This window comes from Flavobacterium cupreum, from assembly GCF_003996965.1.
GTDB classification, from domain to species: domain Bacteria; phylum Bacteroidota; class Bacteroidia; order Flavobacteriales; family Flavobacteriaceae; genus Flavobacterium; species Flavobacterium cupreum.
In genome coordinates, this window is the sequence record NZ_QWDM01000002.1 from 174,688 (window position 1) to 191,935 (window position 17,248).

Here is a 17,248-nt window from a genome sequence, read left to right on the forward strand (position 1 = left end):
TAACCAAAAAAATACCGTCTAGCTTAAAGTTTAGACGGTATTTTCTCTGGGTCAAAAAAGGTTTTACAATTCTGATAACATTTGCTTAAATTCTTCTTTAGTCTTACCTAATTTTTGCTGGATTTTTCCGTACATTTCGTCTTCTTTTCCTTCTTCGTGCAATAGATCATCGTCAGTAAGGTCAGCATATTTTTGTTTCAGTTTCCCTTTTAGTTCGTTCCAGTTTCCTTTTATTTCTGTAGAATTCATGATATTTTTCTTTAATGATTAATAGTATTGTAAAATTGCAAATTAATCATTGATTAGCTCTTATATCAATTCTTCAGAATGTTTTATAATTCACATTTGTACCTTTAAACCTGATAACGTCTCAGGATCCAGGCCATTTTTTCGTGTTGCTGTAATAGACCGGTAATAAAATCGGCAGAGCCTATATCGTGATTGTCGTTCTCAAATGCAGGAATATAATCTCTGAATTCCGTTACCAGTTGTTCGTGGTTTTCCAGAAGTTCCTGAAGCATATGTTTTTGCGACGCATATTCTTTTGGTGATTCTTTCAGGGTAGAGTTTTCGATAAACTCTTTCATTGTTCCGATCGTTTTTTCACCTAACTGACTGATGCGTTCGGCTACTTCATCGATGTTGTTTTCTAAAATTCTGTATTGGTCCTCAAACAATTTATGCAATTCCATGAAACTGTTTCCTGAAATATTCCAGTGAAACTTTCTGGTTTTTACATATAAGGTCATTTCGTTTGATAAAATCGTGGCTAATATAGTGGCACTCTTCTTTAGGTTTTTCGTTGAAATTCCGATGTTTGGGCTCATAGTTGTTTGATTTGCGGTTTTTTACAAAAATAAAGCAGGAGTCCATTTTATATCTTACATAATTTATAGAAGATGTTACATGAATTCAATGTTGCGGTAACATCTTAATGAATCATTTATTGTAGTTTTGCCGCAAATCAAACTAAAACCCCCTTTTTGAATGAAAAAACAATTACTCATTTTATTACTTTTTACCGCCTCATTTACTGTAGAAGCCCAATCTTATCTGGGATATTTTCAGGACAACTATGCAGGTGTGCAAAGTGTTCTTTTTAATCCGGCTTCCATTGCCGACTCTCGCTTTAAAACAGATGTCAATATCTTTTCCGTAAGCGGATCGGTACAGAATGATTTGTACGGTGTTAATATTTTTGATGTGTATAAAGACGGTTATGATCTGGACCGCGATGCTAAAAGAACTCCTTCTAATGCAAATAACGGCCGTGCCAATTTTGATATTATGGGACCTTCTTTTATGTTCAACATTGCGCCAAAACATACGCTGGCGGTATTTACTAGAGCCAGATCTGTAAGCAATGTGAGAAATGTAAACGGATATCTTATCGATCAGGTAAAAGACGGACTGGATCAATCCGGTAATTTTAACTACAATGCCGGAAACGTAAACGGGGCTTCAAACACCTGGGGTGAACTTGGAATTTCGTATGCTGCTGTACTGTACCAGAAAGACCAGCATTTCCTGAAAGGAGGTTTAACCGCCAAGTATTTACAAGGTGGCGTAAACGGATATGTGCAGGGAAAAGATGTGAAGCTAACCTACGTTGAAAATACAGTTAATCCTCAGGCTGGTGTTCTGGCCTCCAGCGGAGAAATTACAATAGGAGCAAGCCAGGATTTTGAAGCCAACGAAGATTATGATTTTGACTCCGGTTCAAGAGGATTTGGTTTTGATTTCGGACTGGTGTACGAATGGAGACCTGATTATGATCAATACGATTTAAGCAGAGCAACACCGGCCGACAATAATTTCAGGGACTTAAACAAATACAAAGTTCGTTTCGGATTGTCTGTTACAGACATCGGATCTATCGATTACAGAAATGCCAAACAGGATACCTATAATGTAACCGGTGTGGTAACACAGCAAATGATAGATGATATCGATAATATATATGACTTTTTAAACGATAATTACACTAAAACGTCTACTTCAAAAGCAGCAAAGACCAATTTGCCAACCGCACTTCACGCCGATGTGGACTGGAATATGTACAAAAAATTCTATCTGAATCTTAACGGGGATATCAATATGGTTTCGGCCAATAAAGTTAACAGTTATGGTATTGCAGACCGTGTAAGCCTGACACCGCGTTACGAAAGCAGATGGTTTAGTTTTTACGTACCGGTAACCTGGATGGAATATAGCGGAATGCAGGTGGGTTCCGGAATTCGTGCGGGAGTATTCTTTATTGGTTCTGGTTCTATCCTTAGTAATGTAGTTTCGAAAGAATCTAAAGGAGCCGATTTTCATGTAGGAATGAAGATTCCGGTGTATGAAAAGAAATTTAAAGATACAGACGAAGACGGCGTTATCGACAAAGAGGATGCCTGTAGAAAAGTAGCGGGACCGGCAGAAAATAACGGTTGCCCGTGGCCGGATACAGATGGCGATAAAGTTTTTGATAAAGACGATGCCTGCCCGGACACCAAAGGCCCGGCAGAAAATAAAGGTTGTCCGTGGAAAGATAGTGACGGAGATACTTTATTAGACAATGTTGATGCCTGTCCTGCAGTGGCAGGTCCGGTTGAAAATAAAGGATGCCCTTGGCCGGATACTGATAAAGACGGCGTTCTGGATAAAGACGATGCGTGTATTGATGTTCCGGGTCTGGTTGAAAACAAAGGCTGCCCGATTTTAGATACAGACAAAGATGGTCTTAATGATAAAGAAGATGATTGTCCGTTATTGGCAGGCCCTATAGCGAACAAAGGTTGTCCGGAAGTTTCGAAAGCAGCTTTGGAGCAATTGCGTGTAGAGGCAAAATCGATCTTTTTCACAACCGGTAAAGCTACGCTTAATGTTGCGAGAAAAGAAGAAACATCAGGAAGACTGGACGCTATCAAAGAAATATTGAAGAATTATCCAAATGCTAAATTTGCGATAAACGGTCACACCGATAATGTAGGGAATGCAAAAGCCAATCAGAAATTATCTGAAGCCAGAGCAAAAGTAATCATGGATCTTTTGATTGAAAAAGGTGTAAATCCTGCAAATTTAACTTCTCAGGGATTTGGCGCTACAAAACCCGTGAAGTCAAACAAAACCGCTTCAGGAAGAGCGGAAAACAGAAGAACCGAAATTGTTTATTTAGGGAATCTGTAAACACTACTGAATATAATACCAAAAAGCCATTCTTAATTGAGTGGCTTTTTTTATTTTTGCATACTTCTAAAAAAGAACGGCTTCTTTCAAGTAGAAGAATTAAAAAAACAAGAATGACTACACAACAACTACACGAACAAATTCTTCTGAAAAAATCATTTTTATGCGTTGGATTAGATCCTGATTTAACCAAGATTCCACCTCACTTATTAGAAACCGAAGATCCTATTTTCGAATTCAATAAAGCCATAATCGATGCGACACACGATTTAACGGTAGGATACAAACCCAACACGGCTTTTTTCGAAGCGTATGGGATAAAAGGATGGCTTTCGCTTCAGAAAACAATTAATTACATCAACGAAAAGCACCCCGATATTTTTACAATCGCCGATGCCAAACGCGGCGATATCGGAAACACTTCCAGCATGTACGCCAAAGCTTTTTTCGAAGATTTAAATTTTGACAGTGTAACCGTTGCTCCTTATATGGGAAAAGATTCTGTGGAACCTTTCCTGGCTTTCGAAAATAAACACACGATCATGCTGGCTTTGACTTCTAATGAAGGCGCTTTCGATTTCCAGACTTTAACAACAAACGGAAAGGAGCTCTACAAGCAAGTTCTCGAAACTTCCAAAACATGGAAAAACAGCGAAAACCTGATGTATGTGGTAGGGGCTACCAAAGCAGAATATTTTGCAGACATCCGGAAAATTGTTCCGGACAGCTTTTTACTGGTTCCCGGAATCGGCGCTCAGGGCGGAAGTTTGTCTGAGGTATGCAAATACGGAATGAATGATAAAATCGGTCTTCTGGTCAATTCTGCCAGAGCGATTATTTACGCTTCAAACGGAACTGATTTTGCTGAGAAAGCAAGAGAAGAAGCGTTGAAAGTGCAACAGGAAATGGCATCGATTATTCGTGCGAGATAGCGTTAAGAGGTTTCAAGTTTCAAGTTTCAGGTTGCTTTACTTTGAACATAATTACAAAGAAAAAGCTTTGCGTTCTTAGCGTAAAAGCTTGCGGACTTCGCGGTTAAATAACATGAAACCTGAAACAAAGAAAACCTGAAACAAAAAAATTAAATGAAACAATTCTCAGATCAGCTTGGCACCTTACATTCCTTTGAAACGGCACCAAAACGCATTATCTCTCTTGTGCCTTCCCAAACCGAATTATTATACGATTTAGGTCTGGAAGAAAAAATCATCGGAATCACCAAGTTCTGCGTGCATCCGTATCATTTAAAGTCAACAAAGAAAGTAGTGGGTGGCACGAAGAAAATCCACTTCGAAAAAATAAAACTGTTGCAGCCGGATATTATTATTTGCAATAAAGAAGAGAATACCGCTGAGATTGTAGCGCAACTCAGTAGCATTTGTCCGGTTTGGGTCACCAATATCGTGACGCTGGGAGATAATTTCCAGATGATTTCAGATTTTGGCCAGGTTTTCAATTGCAGGACCGAAGCCCAAAAGTGGAACGACAAACTGGCTTTCGCTTTGAGCGATTTCAAAAAATATATGACGGATATTTCAGTTAAAAAAGCCGCTTATTTTATCTGGAAAAATCCTTTTATGGTGGCGGGAAATGATACGTATATCAATGAGTTATTAAAACTGAATCATTTTCAGAACATTTACGAAGACAAAGGGCGCTATCCTGAAATAGAGCTTAAAAAAATGCGTCTGGAAGGCGATCCCGATTTGGTTTTACTGTCGTCAGAACCTTATCCTTTTAAGGAAGAAGATGCTTTTGAAATCGGGCGTTTTACGCATCACGTCAAAACAGTATTCGTAGACGGCGAAATGTTCTCCTGGCATGGAAGCCGGTTGCTAAAGGCTTTCCTGTATTTTAAATTGCTGCACGAAAGACTAAGGGATTAAATTCCAATTTTTTTGATTGTGGTGATTTAAACGCGAAGTTCGCGAAGTTTTTTATTTCAGGAGCTTGTAAAAACCGCAAAGTCCGCAAAGCTTTATGTAAAAACTTTGCGGTTCAATGAATCTAATTAAACGAACTCCTGAATTCTAATGGCGAAAGATTGGTTTTGCTTTTGAATAATTTATTAAAGGACTGCGGATATTCAAAACCCAATTGGAAAGCGGTTTCACTGACACTTAAGGAAGTGGTGGTGAGCAGCTCCTTTGCTTTGGCTATAATTTTATCGTGAATATGATGCTGTGTACTTTGGCCTGTTAAGGACCGTAACATATCGCTTAAATAATTAGGGGAAACATGAAGTGCATCAGAGATATAGGATACAGTTGGTAAACCTAGTCTTTGTACTTTATCACTTTCAAAATAATCGGACAAGAGATTTTCCAATTGGCTTAAGAGCGTGTTATTGGCGCTTTTTCGCGTAATAAATTGTCGGTTGTAAAACCGGTTGCAGTAATTAAGAAGTAATTCGATATGCGAAACCATCACATCCTGGCTAAAAGCATCGATAGAAGAACAATATTCCTGCTCGATATTTTTCATGATCCCGGTAATCATGGTTTGTTCTTTTTCAGAAAGATGGAGCGCTTCACTCACATCATACGAAAAATAGCTGTATTCTTTTATCTTTTTCGCCAAAGCATAATTCTGAATAAAATCAGGATGTATGACCAGCATGGCGCCATAGACGGCACTGTCAACACTCACTTCGGTTGAAATCACCTGTCCCGGAGACATAAAAGTCATGACCCCTTCGTCAAAATCATAAAAATTTTGGCCGTATTTCATTTTTCCCGTAAAGCCTTTTTTGATACAAACGGTGTAGAAAGAATAGACCACACTTTTTAAATTATCATCAAAGTGACACGTAATCTGGCTCAGATCGACAAAACTCACTAAAGGGTGTTCCGGCTTTGGAATTTTTAGTAACGAATGCATTTCTGAAATCGAATGAATGGTGTAGGGCGTGTGGACTTCTTTTTTCATAGCAAAATAGTTAAAGGAAAAGTACAGGAAAAGCTATCGTAAAGATAACCTTTCCTGTTGATTTTTTATTGATCAATTCCGGCCATATTGGCTTCATCATATCGGGCGCCGGTTATGGTACCAAGCGGAATAATATTTTCTAAACGTTTCATTTCGTCTTCCGTGAGCACCATCTGGGCGGCCGCAATGTTTTGCTCCACGTATTTTACGCGTTTCGTTCCCGGAATGGCTACGATATTTTTAGTGGCAATCCAGGAAAGCGCAAGCTGAGAGGCGGTAATTTGTTTTTCTTCTGCTAATTTTTCGATTTCCTTTACCAATTCAATATTTTTCTGAAATTGTTCTCCCTGAAAACGCGGAATGCTTTTTCGGAAATCATTGTCAGGAAAATCATCCGGACTTTTGATGTCTCCGGAAATAAAACCTCGACCCAGCGGTGAGTAAGCGACAAAACCAATTCCCAGTTCTTTTAATGTATCCAGAATACCGGATTCTTCAACCGTTCTTTCAAATAAAGAATATTCGGTTTGTACGGCTGTTAAAGGATGAACCTGATGTGCCTTGCGAATTGTTTCCGATGACACTTCAGACAATCCGATATAGCCTATTTTGCCTTCTTTTACCAAATCCGACATCGCTTGTACCGTTTCTTCAATTGGCGTATTAGGATCAAGGCGGTGTAAATAGTACAAATCGATGTAGTCGGTTCCTAAGTTTTTCAGGGAACGTTCTACGGCTTTTTTAACATATTCCTTTTTTCCGTTAAATTGCCAGGTTAGCTGTTCGTTATCATCAATCTCATAACCAAATTTTGTAGCGATAGTGTAAGCGTTTCGATTGCCTTTTATAGCTTTGGCAATCAGTCTTTCGTTAAATAAAGGGCCGTATAAATCGGCTGTATCCAAAAAATTACCTCCTAATTCAAGCGAACGGTGGATTGTGGCTATTGCTTCGGTTTCATCGGCTTTTCCGTAAATATCCATTCCGGCAATCTGTGTCATTCCCATGCAGCCCAAACCAATATTCGGAACAATAAGTCCCTGATTTCCTAATTTAAATTTTTGTATTGTACTCATAATTGCGGTTTTAAATTTTAGCTCAAAAATTGATACAGCAAAGATCTGACAACAATAGTTTAAGGAAGTATCTAAATCTCGTTTAGTTGTATCCGAAATGAATTTTAACGCAAAGCAATTTAACCGCAAAGCAATTTAACCGCAAGGCACGCAAAGGTTTTTTTATATATTGGACGTTTTATAAAACGCAAAGTTCGCAAAGCTATGTGATAACCTTGGGAACTTTGCGAAAAAGCATTGCGTTCTTCGCGGTTAAATCTCGTGTAGTTGTTTAACCGCAAGGCACGCAAAGGTTTTTCTATATCGGACGTTTTATTAAAACGCAAAGTTCGCAAAGCTATGTGATAACCTTGCGAACTTTGCGAAAACCTTGCGTGCGTTGCGTTTAAATATCGCAAAGTAAATCAACCTGAAACTTTAAACCTGAAACAAAAAAAAACAAAAATGATTTTACCGCAAGGCACGCAAAGGTTTTTTATAAATGGGACGTTTTATAAAACGCAAAGTTCGCAAAGCTATGTGATAACCTTGCGAACTTTGCGAAAAAGCATTGCGTTCTTCGCGGTTAAATCTCGTGTAGTTGTTTAACCGCAAGGCACGCAAAGGTTTTTCTATATCGGACGTTTTATTAAAGACGCAAAGTTCGCAAAGCTATATAACGTAAACCTTGCGAACTTTGCGAAAACCTTGCGAACCTTGCGGTTAAAAATCGCAAAGTAAATCAACCTGAAACTTTAAACCTGAAACAAAAAAACAAAAACTCACCCAAAAAAAGAATGCCGGCATCTCGAAGACGCCGGCATCATTTAACTAACCAAAACCAAAATAATAAATAACCAGTTTATTACATTACAAAGATCAGACATATATGAATCTTATGCTGTTAAGGTTTTGTTATTACTTTGTTGGACATAAGTTAAGATTTTTGAATATTTATTTATAAAGATTATCAAGTTCTTTATAAAATTTAATTATTATAATATAACAACAAATAGTTTTATTTATGAATATCTAAAAGTTTTCTCATTATGTATGCTAAAATGCTAAATGTCAAAAATATAGGTCATTATAAAAATTAACAATTGAATGAGGAAAACCGTTCAAAAAGATAAAACCCGACAGGTTTTTAAAACCTGTCGGGTTTGTTTTTGTTAAAGTGGTCTGTTAAATCTCTAAGAGAAAACTACCGTTTTATTGCTGTAAACCATCGTTTTGCGTTCCGCATGCAGTTTGATCGCACGCGCGAGCACAATTCGTTCGAGGTCGCGACCTTTCATAATAAAATCTTCTACGGAGTGAATATGCGAAACTCTCGCAATATCCTGTTCGATAATCGGGCCTTCATCTAATTCTTCGGTCACGTAATGACTCGTTGCCCCAATAATCTTCACACCGCGTTTAAAAGCCGAGTGATACGGTTTTGCCCCCGGAAAAGCAGGTAAAAACGAATGATGGATATTTATGATTTTATTCTCGTAAAGCGAAATCAGTTTTGGAGTAATAATCTGCATATAACGCGCCAGAACGATAAAATTAATCTGATACCGGTTGAGTAATTCAATTTGTTTGGCTTCCCCTTCTTCCTTATTGTCTTTTGTAAAAGGCACACAGTGAAACGGAATATCAAAACGCTCTGCAATGGATCGCAAATCGTTATGATTGCTGATGATCACCGGAATTTCCACATTTAGCTCATCAGCACTGTAACGCCCCAAAATGTCAAACAAACAATGATCGTACTTGGATACAAACAAAGCCATTTTCGGCTTTTGTTCCTGATTGTACAAGTCCCAGGACATATTAAAATCCGTGGCAATGGTTTGCCTGAACTCTTCTTTTATGGCTTCAATGCTGCTGTTGTAGTGGGTCAGTTCACATTCGAGACGCATGAAAAAAACATTTTGCTCCACATCAACATGCTGGTCGATATAAATAATATTTCCTTCGACTTTGGCGATAAAAGTAGTAACTGCAGCTATAATTCCCTTTTGGTCTTTGCAGTGAATCAGAATCGTTATTTTTTGCATTTCGGTTATATGGTTAATCGGTTAATCGTTTATCTGGTTAATCGCTTACTGGTTGCTTGTTAAATTGTTATGCCGGTCATCCCTATTTAACAAATAACCGATTTAACGGTTAAACAGTAAAAATTATTTTCCGTCCTGCATGGCAAAAACACTTTTTAACAAAGGTGTTGTTCTCGCGCTGATGTTGTTACGGATTTCTTTTTCTTCCACGGCAATCATTTTAAAGACACCTAGCAAAGCCTTGTTGGTGGTGTAGTCGGTCAGATCCGGGTTTACTTTCTTAACCAAAGGGATGGTATTGTATTTATTGATGATTTTAGTCCAAACCACATCGGCACCAACTTTTTCGAACGAGCTTTTGATTACCGGATTAAATTTCCCGTACAAAGCCGTTGTCGTACTGTTTTGCAGATAGCTGGTGGCAGCGCTGTCATTTCCTAATAAAATATTTTTAGCATCGGTAAAAGACATATTTTTTACTGCCGAAACAAATATCGGTGTTGCTTCTTTTACGGCATCTTCTGCAGCGCGGTTCAAGACTTTGATTCCTTCATCGGCAAGAGAGCTTAATCCTATTTTTCGTAAGGTAGCATCTACTTTCTGAAGTTCTTCCGGCATTAAGATTTTCACGGCTTCATTTCTGTAAAAACCGTCAACGGCCGTTAGCTTACTTACCTGTTGTGTAATTCCTTTATTTAAAGCTTCTTTTAGACCGGAAGCAATGTCAACACCTCCAACTCCTGGAAACTGTGAAGATAATTGCGGTAACTGGTTTAATGTCTGTTGTACCTGGGCACAGGAAGTAAGGGAAAATGCAAGTGCCAGAATGATAATCTTTTTCATTTATTGGGGATTTATTAAGTTTCAAAAATACTATTTATTCAAAAACAACGCCACAATTTTATTTCAGCAGCAGAAACAATTTGTTTTAGAATTAACATTACGGCTTATATTCCTGTTTTTAATTTAAAATGTCAGTACAACGAATTTAATTTTGTTAAGGCCAGTACATCCTGACAGAGTAATTCCAATACGTTTTGCTGGAGATATAAGATGGTTCTTTTTCGGATATGGGTTTTCTTTTGCTGTCGAATAATTTTACTCTGATGATTTTTTCCTGACTATCGTCTGCGAGGTCGATATTTCCTTCAGCAGCATCAATCAATTTCTTTTTCTTCAGGTATTCGTCTTTTTTCTCTATTATAAATTCTGTTACGGCTTCATTTTGCGAGACCCTTTCCCCGGCTAATTTCCCCTGCAGATCAAAATTTTCTATTTTTTGCAGTTCATTATTCTGGTACGAAAACAACTGGAAAGCAATGCCGCCATGTTGTATTTGAAGTCTATGATTCAATAATCGAAAACGAAGCACCTGATTTTTAGGATTCGTATATTCCAGCGAACCATTTCCTTCCGCATCGATGGTACTGGATAAAAGTTTATTGGGTTTTGAAAATTGTGCAATTCGTTCGGTATGGGTATGGTATCTTGCATCAGATTGTGCTGATCCGAAAATAGTGCTGAGTAGGGCAGCACATAAAAAAAATAATGATTTCATAGGATGTTATTTTCAGAGACTGTTTCTATTTCTCCAGTAAATTAATTTCTTTCTCGGTTGCATTAACATAAACGGTTAATTCGTCATACGTCCATTTTACTCTTTTATGGGCTGTAACGAATAAAATCCCCGTTCCTTTTGAACCTTTTATCGGAATTTCCAAATCACATTCGCCTGTATTATTGCTAACATTAATGCTTCCCGAAGGCATTCCGTCTGTTTCAACAGGACTTCCCAATTGCTGTACCACTTCTTTGTTTTGTTTTACCTGATAGATAGCATCTTTATACACATCAGAATCTTTCATTAATGAAGTGACTCCGAAAAAAATCCCGGCAATAAACAAACCGAAAAGAACGATAAGGCTTAAACATCCCGTGGGTACAAACCATTTCCAGTTTCTGTCCCACCAGTTTTTCTTTACTTCGGTATAATTTTCTTCCATATAAAAAAGGGTAATTTTAAATTTGAATTTACTACCTGAAAGATATTCTTTTTTCTTTCAAATCCTAAATCAAACCTAAAATTACCCGGTAAAAAACTTAAATATCTGTTTTTAGAATCTTATTTTAATTGTTAAATGCCATAGATTCCTGAAACATGATTTTGTTCAGATCGTTATCTTTCTCATAGACATCCTGAAAAAAGCTAATTTCGCCTGATTCATTTACCCATGAAGTAAAATAACAAATATAGATTGGTACTTTGTTTGGTAATTTAAAAGTAGTTTCTTCTTTACCGTCCATTGCTTTATTGATTCTGTCAGCGGTCCATTCCGGATAATCTTTCAGCATGGCAATGGCTAAATTTTTCGCTTCTTTTACATTAATACAGCCGTGGCTGAAGGTTCTTTTTTCAAAATCAAACAGTGTTTTTGCCGGTGTATCGTGCATATAAATATCTTCGGGATTCGGGAAAATAAATTTCACTAACCCAAGGGAGTTTTCAGGACCCGGTTTTTGTCGCACCATACCATTTTTCATTTCCATATTATGTTCTGCCAGATAATTTGGATTGGATGCAATTTTTGATTTCAGTTCGTTATCCACAATACTTTGCGGAACAGTCCAGTAAGGGCTGAAAACGACTTTATCAATATTTCCGCTAAAGATCGATGTTTTGGTTAAGGAAGACCCCACAAAAACGCGTGATGCCAGTTCTGTTTTTCCATTTTTCACATATACTAATTCAAAAGAAGGCACATTCACCATAATATATTCTTTGTCTTTCACCAGTTTTGGAGAAATCCAGCGGCAACGTTCCATATTAACAGCCAGTGTTGTGATTTTATCGGCTATTGGTGTATTCATATCCTTAATATGCTCTTCGGCTAAGATATAGTTAGGTTTAAAACCATTTCTCAATTTGTATTTCATCACGGCATCCATCATTTCACGATCGTAGACATCGCTTTTGGAATCGTTTTGCAGATCGCCCATTACAAACAATCGGTTTCTTACCTGAGCAATTGTTTTCGAAACAGCATCAGGACGTAAGTCTTTATAAGGAGTTGCCGTTTCGATAGGCGTCCAGGTACCGTCTTTTTCAATTTGTCTGTATTTTTCAAGTGCGCCTTGCAATTTGTAATACTGATCAAAAAGCAATTCGTCATTTTTCTCTAATAAAGCAGGGTTTACAATAAGAGAATCTAATAAAGTTTCATACGACAATTGTTTTTTAGGAAGCATCCAGCCTGTTTTTTTAACGGTTTCGGCATCCAGTCCTTCGTATACCTGGCTCATATAGATAATGTAGGCGCTGCTTAATAAAAGGTCTGAATCTAATTTTGATGGTCTTTCTTTACTTTTGCTGTTAAAGATTTTGTCGATTTCATTTTCATAAGGAATTTCGATTTCCAGTCCTTCCTCATGTGTTACTTTAAGTTTTTGGTGCAGTAATTTACCAAATTCAGTTATTTTGTTGTCTTCATACCAAATTGATTCATAAGCTCTGTTTTGGTATAAGGCAGAAACTTTGCTTTGGTATTTTTTTAAATCGGCATAGCGTTTAAAAAAATCATTCAGCACGTCATTATCTATCACTAGATCAGAATCATTTACGAAATCAAAATAAAAATCATATGATTTTTTACTTTCTGTAAAGTCATTTTTGTTCGACTCAAAAGATGAAGTTATGAATCCTACAAATAGAATTATGGCGAGTGGATATAAAGTTTTCATTGTATTAAATTTTACGTTCTACTTAAGTTGACGTAGGTGAAGTATCGAGTAAAAATTTGGGGGCATTTCTACACTGCTAAATTACTTACATGGCTGGAAAACAAGTTGTTGTATTTTCTTTAAATGTTTCGAAATTGCCATGTCGTTAACATTTTTATAAGACTTATATAAGATAAATCAGATAAGTGTTTAAATTGTTACCCCGGGCATTAAAAAAAAGTTTCTTTTTTTTGTTAACAAAAAGATATAAGGCGGATCAAATATTATAATATTTTGTAAATTGCTCCCTTAAAATTATCATATTCATAAAATGGAACAACAAAAACCATATAATCCTAAAAATAAAGTAAGAATTGTCACTGCTGCCTCACTGTTTGACGGACATGACGCTGCGATCAATATCATGAGACGTATTATTCAGTCAACCGGTGTAGAGGTAATACACCTGGGTCACGACCGTAGTGTTGAAGAAGTGGTCAATACCGCCATTCAGGAAGATGCCAATGCTATTGCCATGACATCGTACCAAGGTGGACATAATGAATACTTTAAATATATGTACGACCTGCTTCAGGAAAAAGGAGCCGGACATATTAAGATTTTTGGTGGCGGAGGCGGTGTAATCCTGCCAAGCGAAATTTCAGAATTGCATGAATATGGCATTACCAGAATTTATTCTCCGGATGATGGCCGTTCATTAGGATTGCAGGGAATGATTAACGATCTGGTAGAGCGTTCCGATTATCCGATTGGAGACAAATTAAACGGAGAAATCGATCATATCGAAAATAAAATTCCAACGGCAATCGCCCGTTTGATTTCGGCAGCTGAGAATTTTCCTGAAATTGCCAAACCGATTTTCGATCAGATTCACACGAACAACGCCGATTCTAAAATTCCGGTTTTAGGAATCACCGGAACAGGTGGCGCCGGAAAGTCCTCTTTGGTTGATGAACTGGTACGTCGTTTTCTAATTGATTTCCCAGAAAAAACAATCGGTTTAATTTCTGTCGATCCGTCGAAAAGAAAAACAGGAGGGGCTCTTTTAGGAGACCGAATCCGAATGAACGCGATCAATAACCCAAGAGTTTATATGCGTTCACTGGCCACACGTCAGTCCAATCTGGCTTTGTCCAAATATGTAGCTGAGGCGATTCAGGTTTTGAAAGCCGCCAAATACGATCTGATTATTCTGGAAACATCCGGAATCGGACAATCGGATACCGAAATTATGGACCATTCTGATGTGTCCTTATATGTAATGACACCGGAGTTTGGTGCCGCCACCCAATTGGAGAAAATCGACATGCTTGATTTTGCTGATCTCGTAGCCTTGAATAAATTCGATAAAAGAGGTGCTTTAGACGCCATTCGTGATGTCAAAAAACAATACCAGCGCAATCACAACCTTTGGGATAAAAATCCGGACGATATGCCGGTTTTCGGAACCATTGCATCGCAGTTTAACGATCCGGGAATGAACACGCTGTACAAAGCGATTATGGATAAGATTGTCGAAAAGACAGAATCTAACCTGCATTCGACTTTTGAAATTACGCGTGAAATGAGCGAGAAAATCTTCGTGATTCCACCACACCGTACCCGTTATTTATCTGAAATTGCCGAAAGCAACAGAGGATATGATGAAACGGCCCTTTCGCAACAAAAAGTCGCACAGAAACTCTACGGAATTTTTAAAACGATTGAATCCGTTTCCGGAAAAGTACCGCAAATTACCAAAGCCGGAATCGACGACACCACTGTCATCCTGAGAGCAGCCGAAGGGCATGACGAAAACAGAATCTTCCTAAACCTTTTACTGAATCAGTTCGACAAAGTAAAAATGGATTTAGATCCGTACAATTGGGAAATTATCCTGAATTGGGAGGAGAAAGTAAACAAATATAAAAATCCGGTATACTCGTTTAAGGTTCGTGATAAGGAAATCAAAATCGCGACCCATACCGAAAGTTTATCACATTTACAGATTCCAAAAATTGCTTTACCTAAATACGAGGCGTGGGGCGATATCCTGCGTTGGAATTTACAGGAAAATGTACCGGGTGAATTTCCTTTTGCCTCAGGATTGTATCCCTTTAAGCGTGAAGGCGAAGATCCGTCCCGAATGTTTGCTGGAGAAGGCGGACCGGAAAGAACCAACAAACGTTTTCACTACGTAAGTGCGGGATTGCCGGCAAAAAGACTTTCAACCGCTTTTGACAGTGTGACTTTATATGGAAATGATCCCGATATCCGTCCTGATATTTACGGGAAAATCGGGAATGCCGGAGTTTCCATCTGTTGTCTTGACGATGCCAAGAAACTGTATTCCGGTTTCGATCTGGTACATGCCATGACTTCGGTAAGTATGACCATCAACGGGCCGGCACCGATGCTGTTAGGTTTCTTTATGAATGCCGCCATCGATCAGCAATGTGAGTACTATATTAAGGAGAACGAATTAGAAAAAGAAGTTGATGCTAAAATCAACCAGATCTACAAAGCCAAAGGTCTGGAGCGCCCAAGATATCAGGGCGATTTACCGGAAGGGAATAATGGTTTAGGATTAATGCTTCTGGGTGTTACCGGAGATGAGGTTTTGCCTTCGGAAGTATATAACGAAATCAAAGTCAGAACCCTGTCACAAGTTCGTGGAACGGTCCAGGCTGATATCCTGAAAGAAGATCAGGCGCAAAATACCTGTATTTTCTCGACCGAATTCGCTTTGCGATTGATGGGTGACGTTCAGGAATATTTTATTACCCAAAACGTTCGTAACTTTTATTCGGTTTCGATTTCAGGGTACCATATTGCCGAAGCAGGAGCCAACCCGATTACGCAATTGGCGTTCACGCTTTCGAATGGTTTCACTTACGTGGAATATTATCTGAGCCGTGGCATGAGCATCAACGATTTCGGACCAAACTTATCATTCTTCTTCTCGAACGGAGTAGATCCTGAATATTCGGTAATTGGTCGTGTGGCACGTAAAATCTGGGCGAAAGCCATGAAAAACAAATACGATGCCAACGAAAGAGCACAAATGCTGAAATACCATATTCAGACTTCCGGACGTTCATTGCACGCGCAGGAAATTGATTTTAATGACATCAGAACGACTTTGCAGGCTTTGTATGCGATTTACGACAACTGTAATTCCCTGCATACCAATGCCTACGACGAAGCGATTACCACACCAACCGAAGAATCAGTGCGCAGAGCGATGGCGATTCAGTTGATTATCAATAAAGAATTAGGACTGGCGAAAAACGAAAACCCGATTCAGGGATCGTTTATCATCGAAGAATTAACCGATTTGGTAGAAGCAGCCGTTCTTCAGGAATTCGACCGAATCACAGAACGTGGCGGAGTTCTTGGGGCCATGGAAACCATGTACCAGCGTTCTAAAATCCAGGAAGAAAGTTTGTATTACGAAACCCTGAAACACAACGGAGATTTCCCGATTGTGGGTGTCAATACCTTCCTGAGTTCCAAAGGTTCTCCAACGGTAATTCCGGCAGAAGTAATTCGCGCCACCGAAGAAGAAAAACAATATCAGATTACCATGCTCGATAACCTGCACCAGTTTCACGAAGCAAAAGTAAACGAACACTTAAACAAACTGCAGGAAGCCGCCATTAAAAACGAAAATCTATTCGCCCATTTAATGGAAGCTACAAAGGTTTGTTCACTGGGTCAGATTACTTCGGCTTTGTTTGAAGTGGGCGGGCAGTATAGAAGGAATATGTAGAATTTTAGTGTTTTATATTTATGGAAAAACCTCTCAGATAATGGGAGGTTTTTTTGTTTTTATGAAAAGAAATAATTGAATGGAATATAGTTTAGGTTACGAAGTTGGGAGATTTCGCCCGGCAATTCCGGGCACCACTTAGTCGAGCAGTGATTGTAAACAATAAAATCCCACACAGTTTGTCATTTCGACGAAGGAGAAATCTTCGTAAGAAACTCCGCAACAGGACGTGATCAACACGCGGAGATTTCTCCTTCGTCGAAATGACAATATTGTGACTATTTTTAATGAAGTTTAAAAAGAGTTCCGAAGGAACAAAACATATTGTAGGGACGGATTTTAATCCGTCCATGACAAAGAAATTCGCAATTGAAATTCATCAGCGCCAGCAAAACTACAAAAATCTATTATCAAATATAGCCCGTGGTTTCAACCACGGATATACAATATGAGAAAGACAATATTACGTTCCCATGGTTGAAACCACGGGCTATGTTTACACCGCTTTGAAATAGCAAAAAAAGAAAATCATTCCCTCGCTAGCGCGAGCGTCCCGC

Annotated in this window: 13 protein-coding genes; 4 read left to right on the forward strand and 9 right to left on the reverse strand. The window is 38.4% G+C overall.

Annotation, left to right across the window (positions count from 1 at the left end; all coding sequences use genetic code 11):
- Positions 1–63: 63 nt before the first annotated feature.
- Positions 64–249 (reverse strand): CsbD family protein, encoded by a 186-nt coding sequence (locus tag D0817_RS03375; RefSeq protein ID WP_127336993.1) that lies wholly within the window; start codon positions 247–249, stop codon positions 64–66.
- A gap of 104 nt (positions 250–353) precedes the next feature.
- The gene (locus D0817_RS03380; protein ID WP_127336994.1) at positions 354–827 is read right to left on the reverse strand and encodes a Dps family protein; all 474 of its coding nucleotides are present in this window, start codon (positions 825–827) and stop codon (positions 354–356) included.
- Between the two features lie 160 nt (positions 828–987).
- On the opposite strand from D0817_RS03380, the gene D0817_RS03385 reads away from it, so the two are divergent.
- From D0817_RS03385 to D0817_RS03395, 3 genes are all read left to right on the forward strand, one after another.
- Positions 988–3,171 (forward strand): DUF5723 family protein, encoded by a 2,184-nt coding sequence (locus D0817_RS03385; RefSeq protein WP_127336995.1) that lies wholly within the window; start codon positions 988–990, stop codon positions 3,169–3,171.
- Between the two features lie 113 nt (positions 3,172–3,284).
- Positions 3,285–4,103 carry an orotidine-5'-phosphate decarboxylase gene (gene pyrF / locus D0817_RS03390; protein WP_127336996.1) on the forward strand — a complete coding sequence of 273 codons (819 nt, stop codon included), beginning with the start codon at positions 3,285–3,287 and terminating at the stop codon, positions 4,101–4,103.
- Between the two features lie 153 nt (positions 4,104–4,256).
- A complete protein-coding gene (locus D0817_RS03395; protein ID WP_127336997.1) occupies positions 4,257–5,057 on the forward strand; it encodes an ABC transporter substrate-binding protein in 801 nt (266 codons plus the stop codon).
- A gap of 121 nt (positions 5,058–5,178) precedes the next feature.
- Here D0817_RS03395 and D0817_RS03400 read toward each other — a convergent pair whose 3' ends face one another.
- From D0817_RS03400 to D0817_RS03430, 7 genes are all read right to left on the reverse strand, one after another.
- Positions 5,179–6,099: a helix-turn-helix domain-containing protein gene (locus D0817_RS03400; protein WP_127336998.1), complete on the reverse strand. Its 921-nt coding sequence runs from the start codon at positions 6,097–6,099 to the stop codon at positions 5,179–5,181.
- 65 nt (positions 6,100–6,164) lie between these two features.
- On the reverse strand, positions 6,165–7,175 hold the full coding sequence (locus D0817_RS03405) for an aldo/keto reductase (protein ID WP_127336999.1): 1,011 nt from the start codon (positions 7,173–7,175) through the stop codon (positions 6,165–6,167).
- A gap of 1,172 nt (positions 7,176–8,347) precedes the next feature.
- Positions 8,348–9,202: a formyltetrahydrofolate deformylase gene (purU, locus tag D0817_RS03410; RefSeq protein WP_127337000.1), complete on the reverse strand. Its 855-nt coding sequence runs from the start codon at positions 9,200–9,202 to the stop codon at positions 8,348–8,350.
- A gap of 123 nt (positions 9,203–9,325) precedes the next feature.
- A complete protein-coding gene (locus tag D0817_RS03415; RefSeq protein ID WP_127337001.1) occupies positions 9,326–10,045 on the reverse strand; it encodes a DUF4197 domain-containing protein in 720 nt (239 codons plus the stop codon).
- A 154-nt stretch (positions 10,046–10,199) separates the two neighbouring features.
- Positions 10,200–10,760, reverse strand: coding sequence for a hypothetical protein (locus tag D0817_RS03420; protein WP_127337002.1), 561 nt, complete (start codon positions 10,758–10,760; stop codon positions 10,200–10,202).
- Positions 10,761–10,785: 25 nt separating this feature from the next.
- Positions 10,786–11,205, reverse strand: a complete 420-nt coding sequence (locus tag D0817_RS03425; RefSeq protein WP_127337003.1) for a cytochrome c oxidase assembly factor Coa1 family protein — start codon at positions 11,203–11,205, stop codon at positions 10,786–10,788.
- Positions 11,206–11,329: 124 nt separating this feature from the next.
- Positions 11,330–12,940: a L,D-transpeptidase family protein gene (locus tag D0817_RS03430; RefSeq protein WP_127337004.1), complete on the reverse strand. Its 1,611-nt coding sequence runs from the start codon at positions 12,938–12,940 to the stop codon at positions 11,330–11,332.
- Positions 12,941–13,250: 310 nt separating this feature from the next.
- On the opposite strand from D0817_RS03430, the gene D0817_RS03435 reads away from it, so the two are divergent.
- A complete protein-coding gene (locus D0817_RS03435) occupies positions 13,251–16,691 on the forward strand; it encodes a methylmalonyl-CoA mutase family protein (protein WP_127337005.1) in 3,441 nt (1,146 codons plus the stop codon).
- The last annotated feature ends 557 nt before the right edge of the window (positions 16,692–17,248 follow it).

Bases quoted from the DNA above. Each gene is read 5' to 3' on its own strand.
- D0817_RS03375 (WP_127336993.1), bottom strand. From the start codon at position 249: ATGAATTCTACAGAAATAAAAGGAAACTGGAACGAACTAAAAGGGAAA.
- D0817_RS03380 (WP_127336994.1), bottom strand. From the start codon at position 827: ATGAGCCCAAACATCGGAATTTCAACGAAAAACCTAAAGAAGAGTGCC.
- D0817_RS03385 (WP_127336995.1), top strand. From the start codon at position 988: ATGAAAAAACAATTACTCATTTTATTACTTTTTACCGCCTCATTTACT.
- pyrF (WP_127336996.1), top strand. From the start codon at position 3,285: ATGACTACACAACAACTACACGAACAAATTCTTCTGAAAAAATCATTT.
- D0817_RS03395 (WP_127336997.1), top strand. From the start codon at position 4,257: ATGAAACAATTCTCAGATCAGCTTGGCACCTTACATTCCTTTGAAACG.
- D0817_RS03400 (WP_127336998.1), bottom strand. From the start codon at position 6,099: ATGAAAAAAGAAGTCCACACGCCCTACACCATTCATTCGATTTCAGAA.
- D0817_RS03405 (WP_127336999.1), bottom strand. From the start codon at position 7,175: ATGAGTACAATACAAAAATTTAAATTAGGAAATCAGGGACTTATTGTT.
- purU (WP_127337000.1), bottom strand. From the start codon at position 9,202: ATGCAAAAAATAACGATTCTGATTCACTGCAAAGACCAAAAGGGAATT.
- D0817_RS03415 (WP_127337001.1), bottom strand. From the start codon at position 10,045: ATGAAAAAGATTATCATTCTGGCACTTGCATTTTCCCTTACTTCCTGT.
- D0817_RS03420 (WP_127337002.1), bottom strand. From the start codon at position 10,760: ATGAAATCATTATTTTTTTTATGTGCTGCCCTACTCAGCACTATTTTC.
- D0817_RS03425 (WP_127337003.1), bottom strand. From the start codon at position 11,205: ATGGAAGAAAATTATACCGAAGTAAAGAAAAACTGGTGGGACAGAAAC.
- D0817_RS03430 (WP_127337004.1), bottom strand. From the start codon at position 12,940: ATGAAAACTTTATATCCACTCGCCATAATTCTATTTGTAGGATTCATA.
- D0817_RS03435 (WP_127337005.1), top strand. From the start codon at position 13,251: ATGGAACAACAAAAACCATATAATCCTAAAAATAAAGTAAGAATTGTC.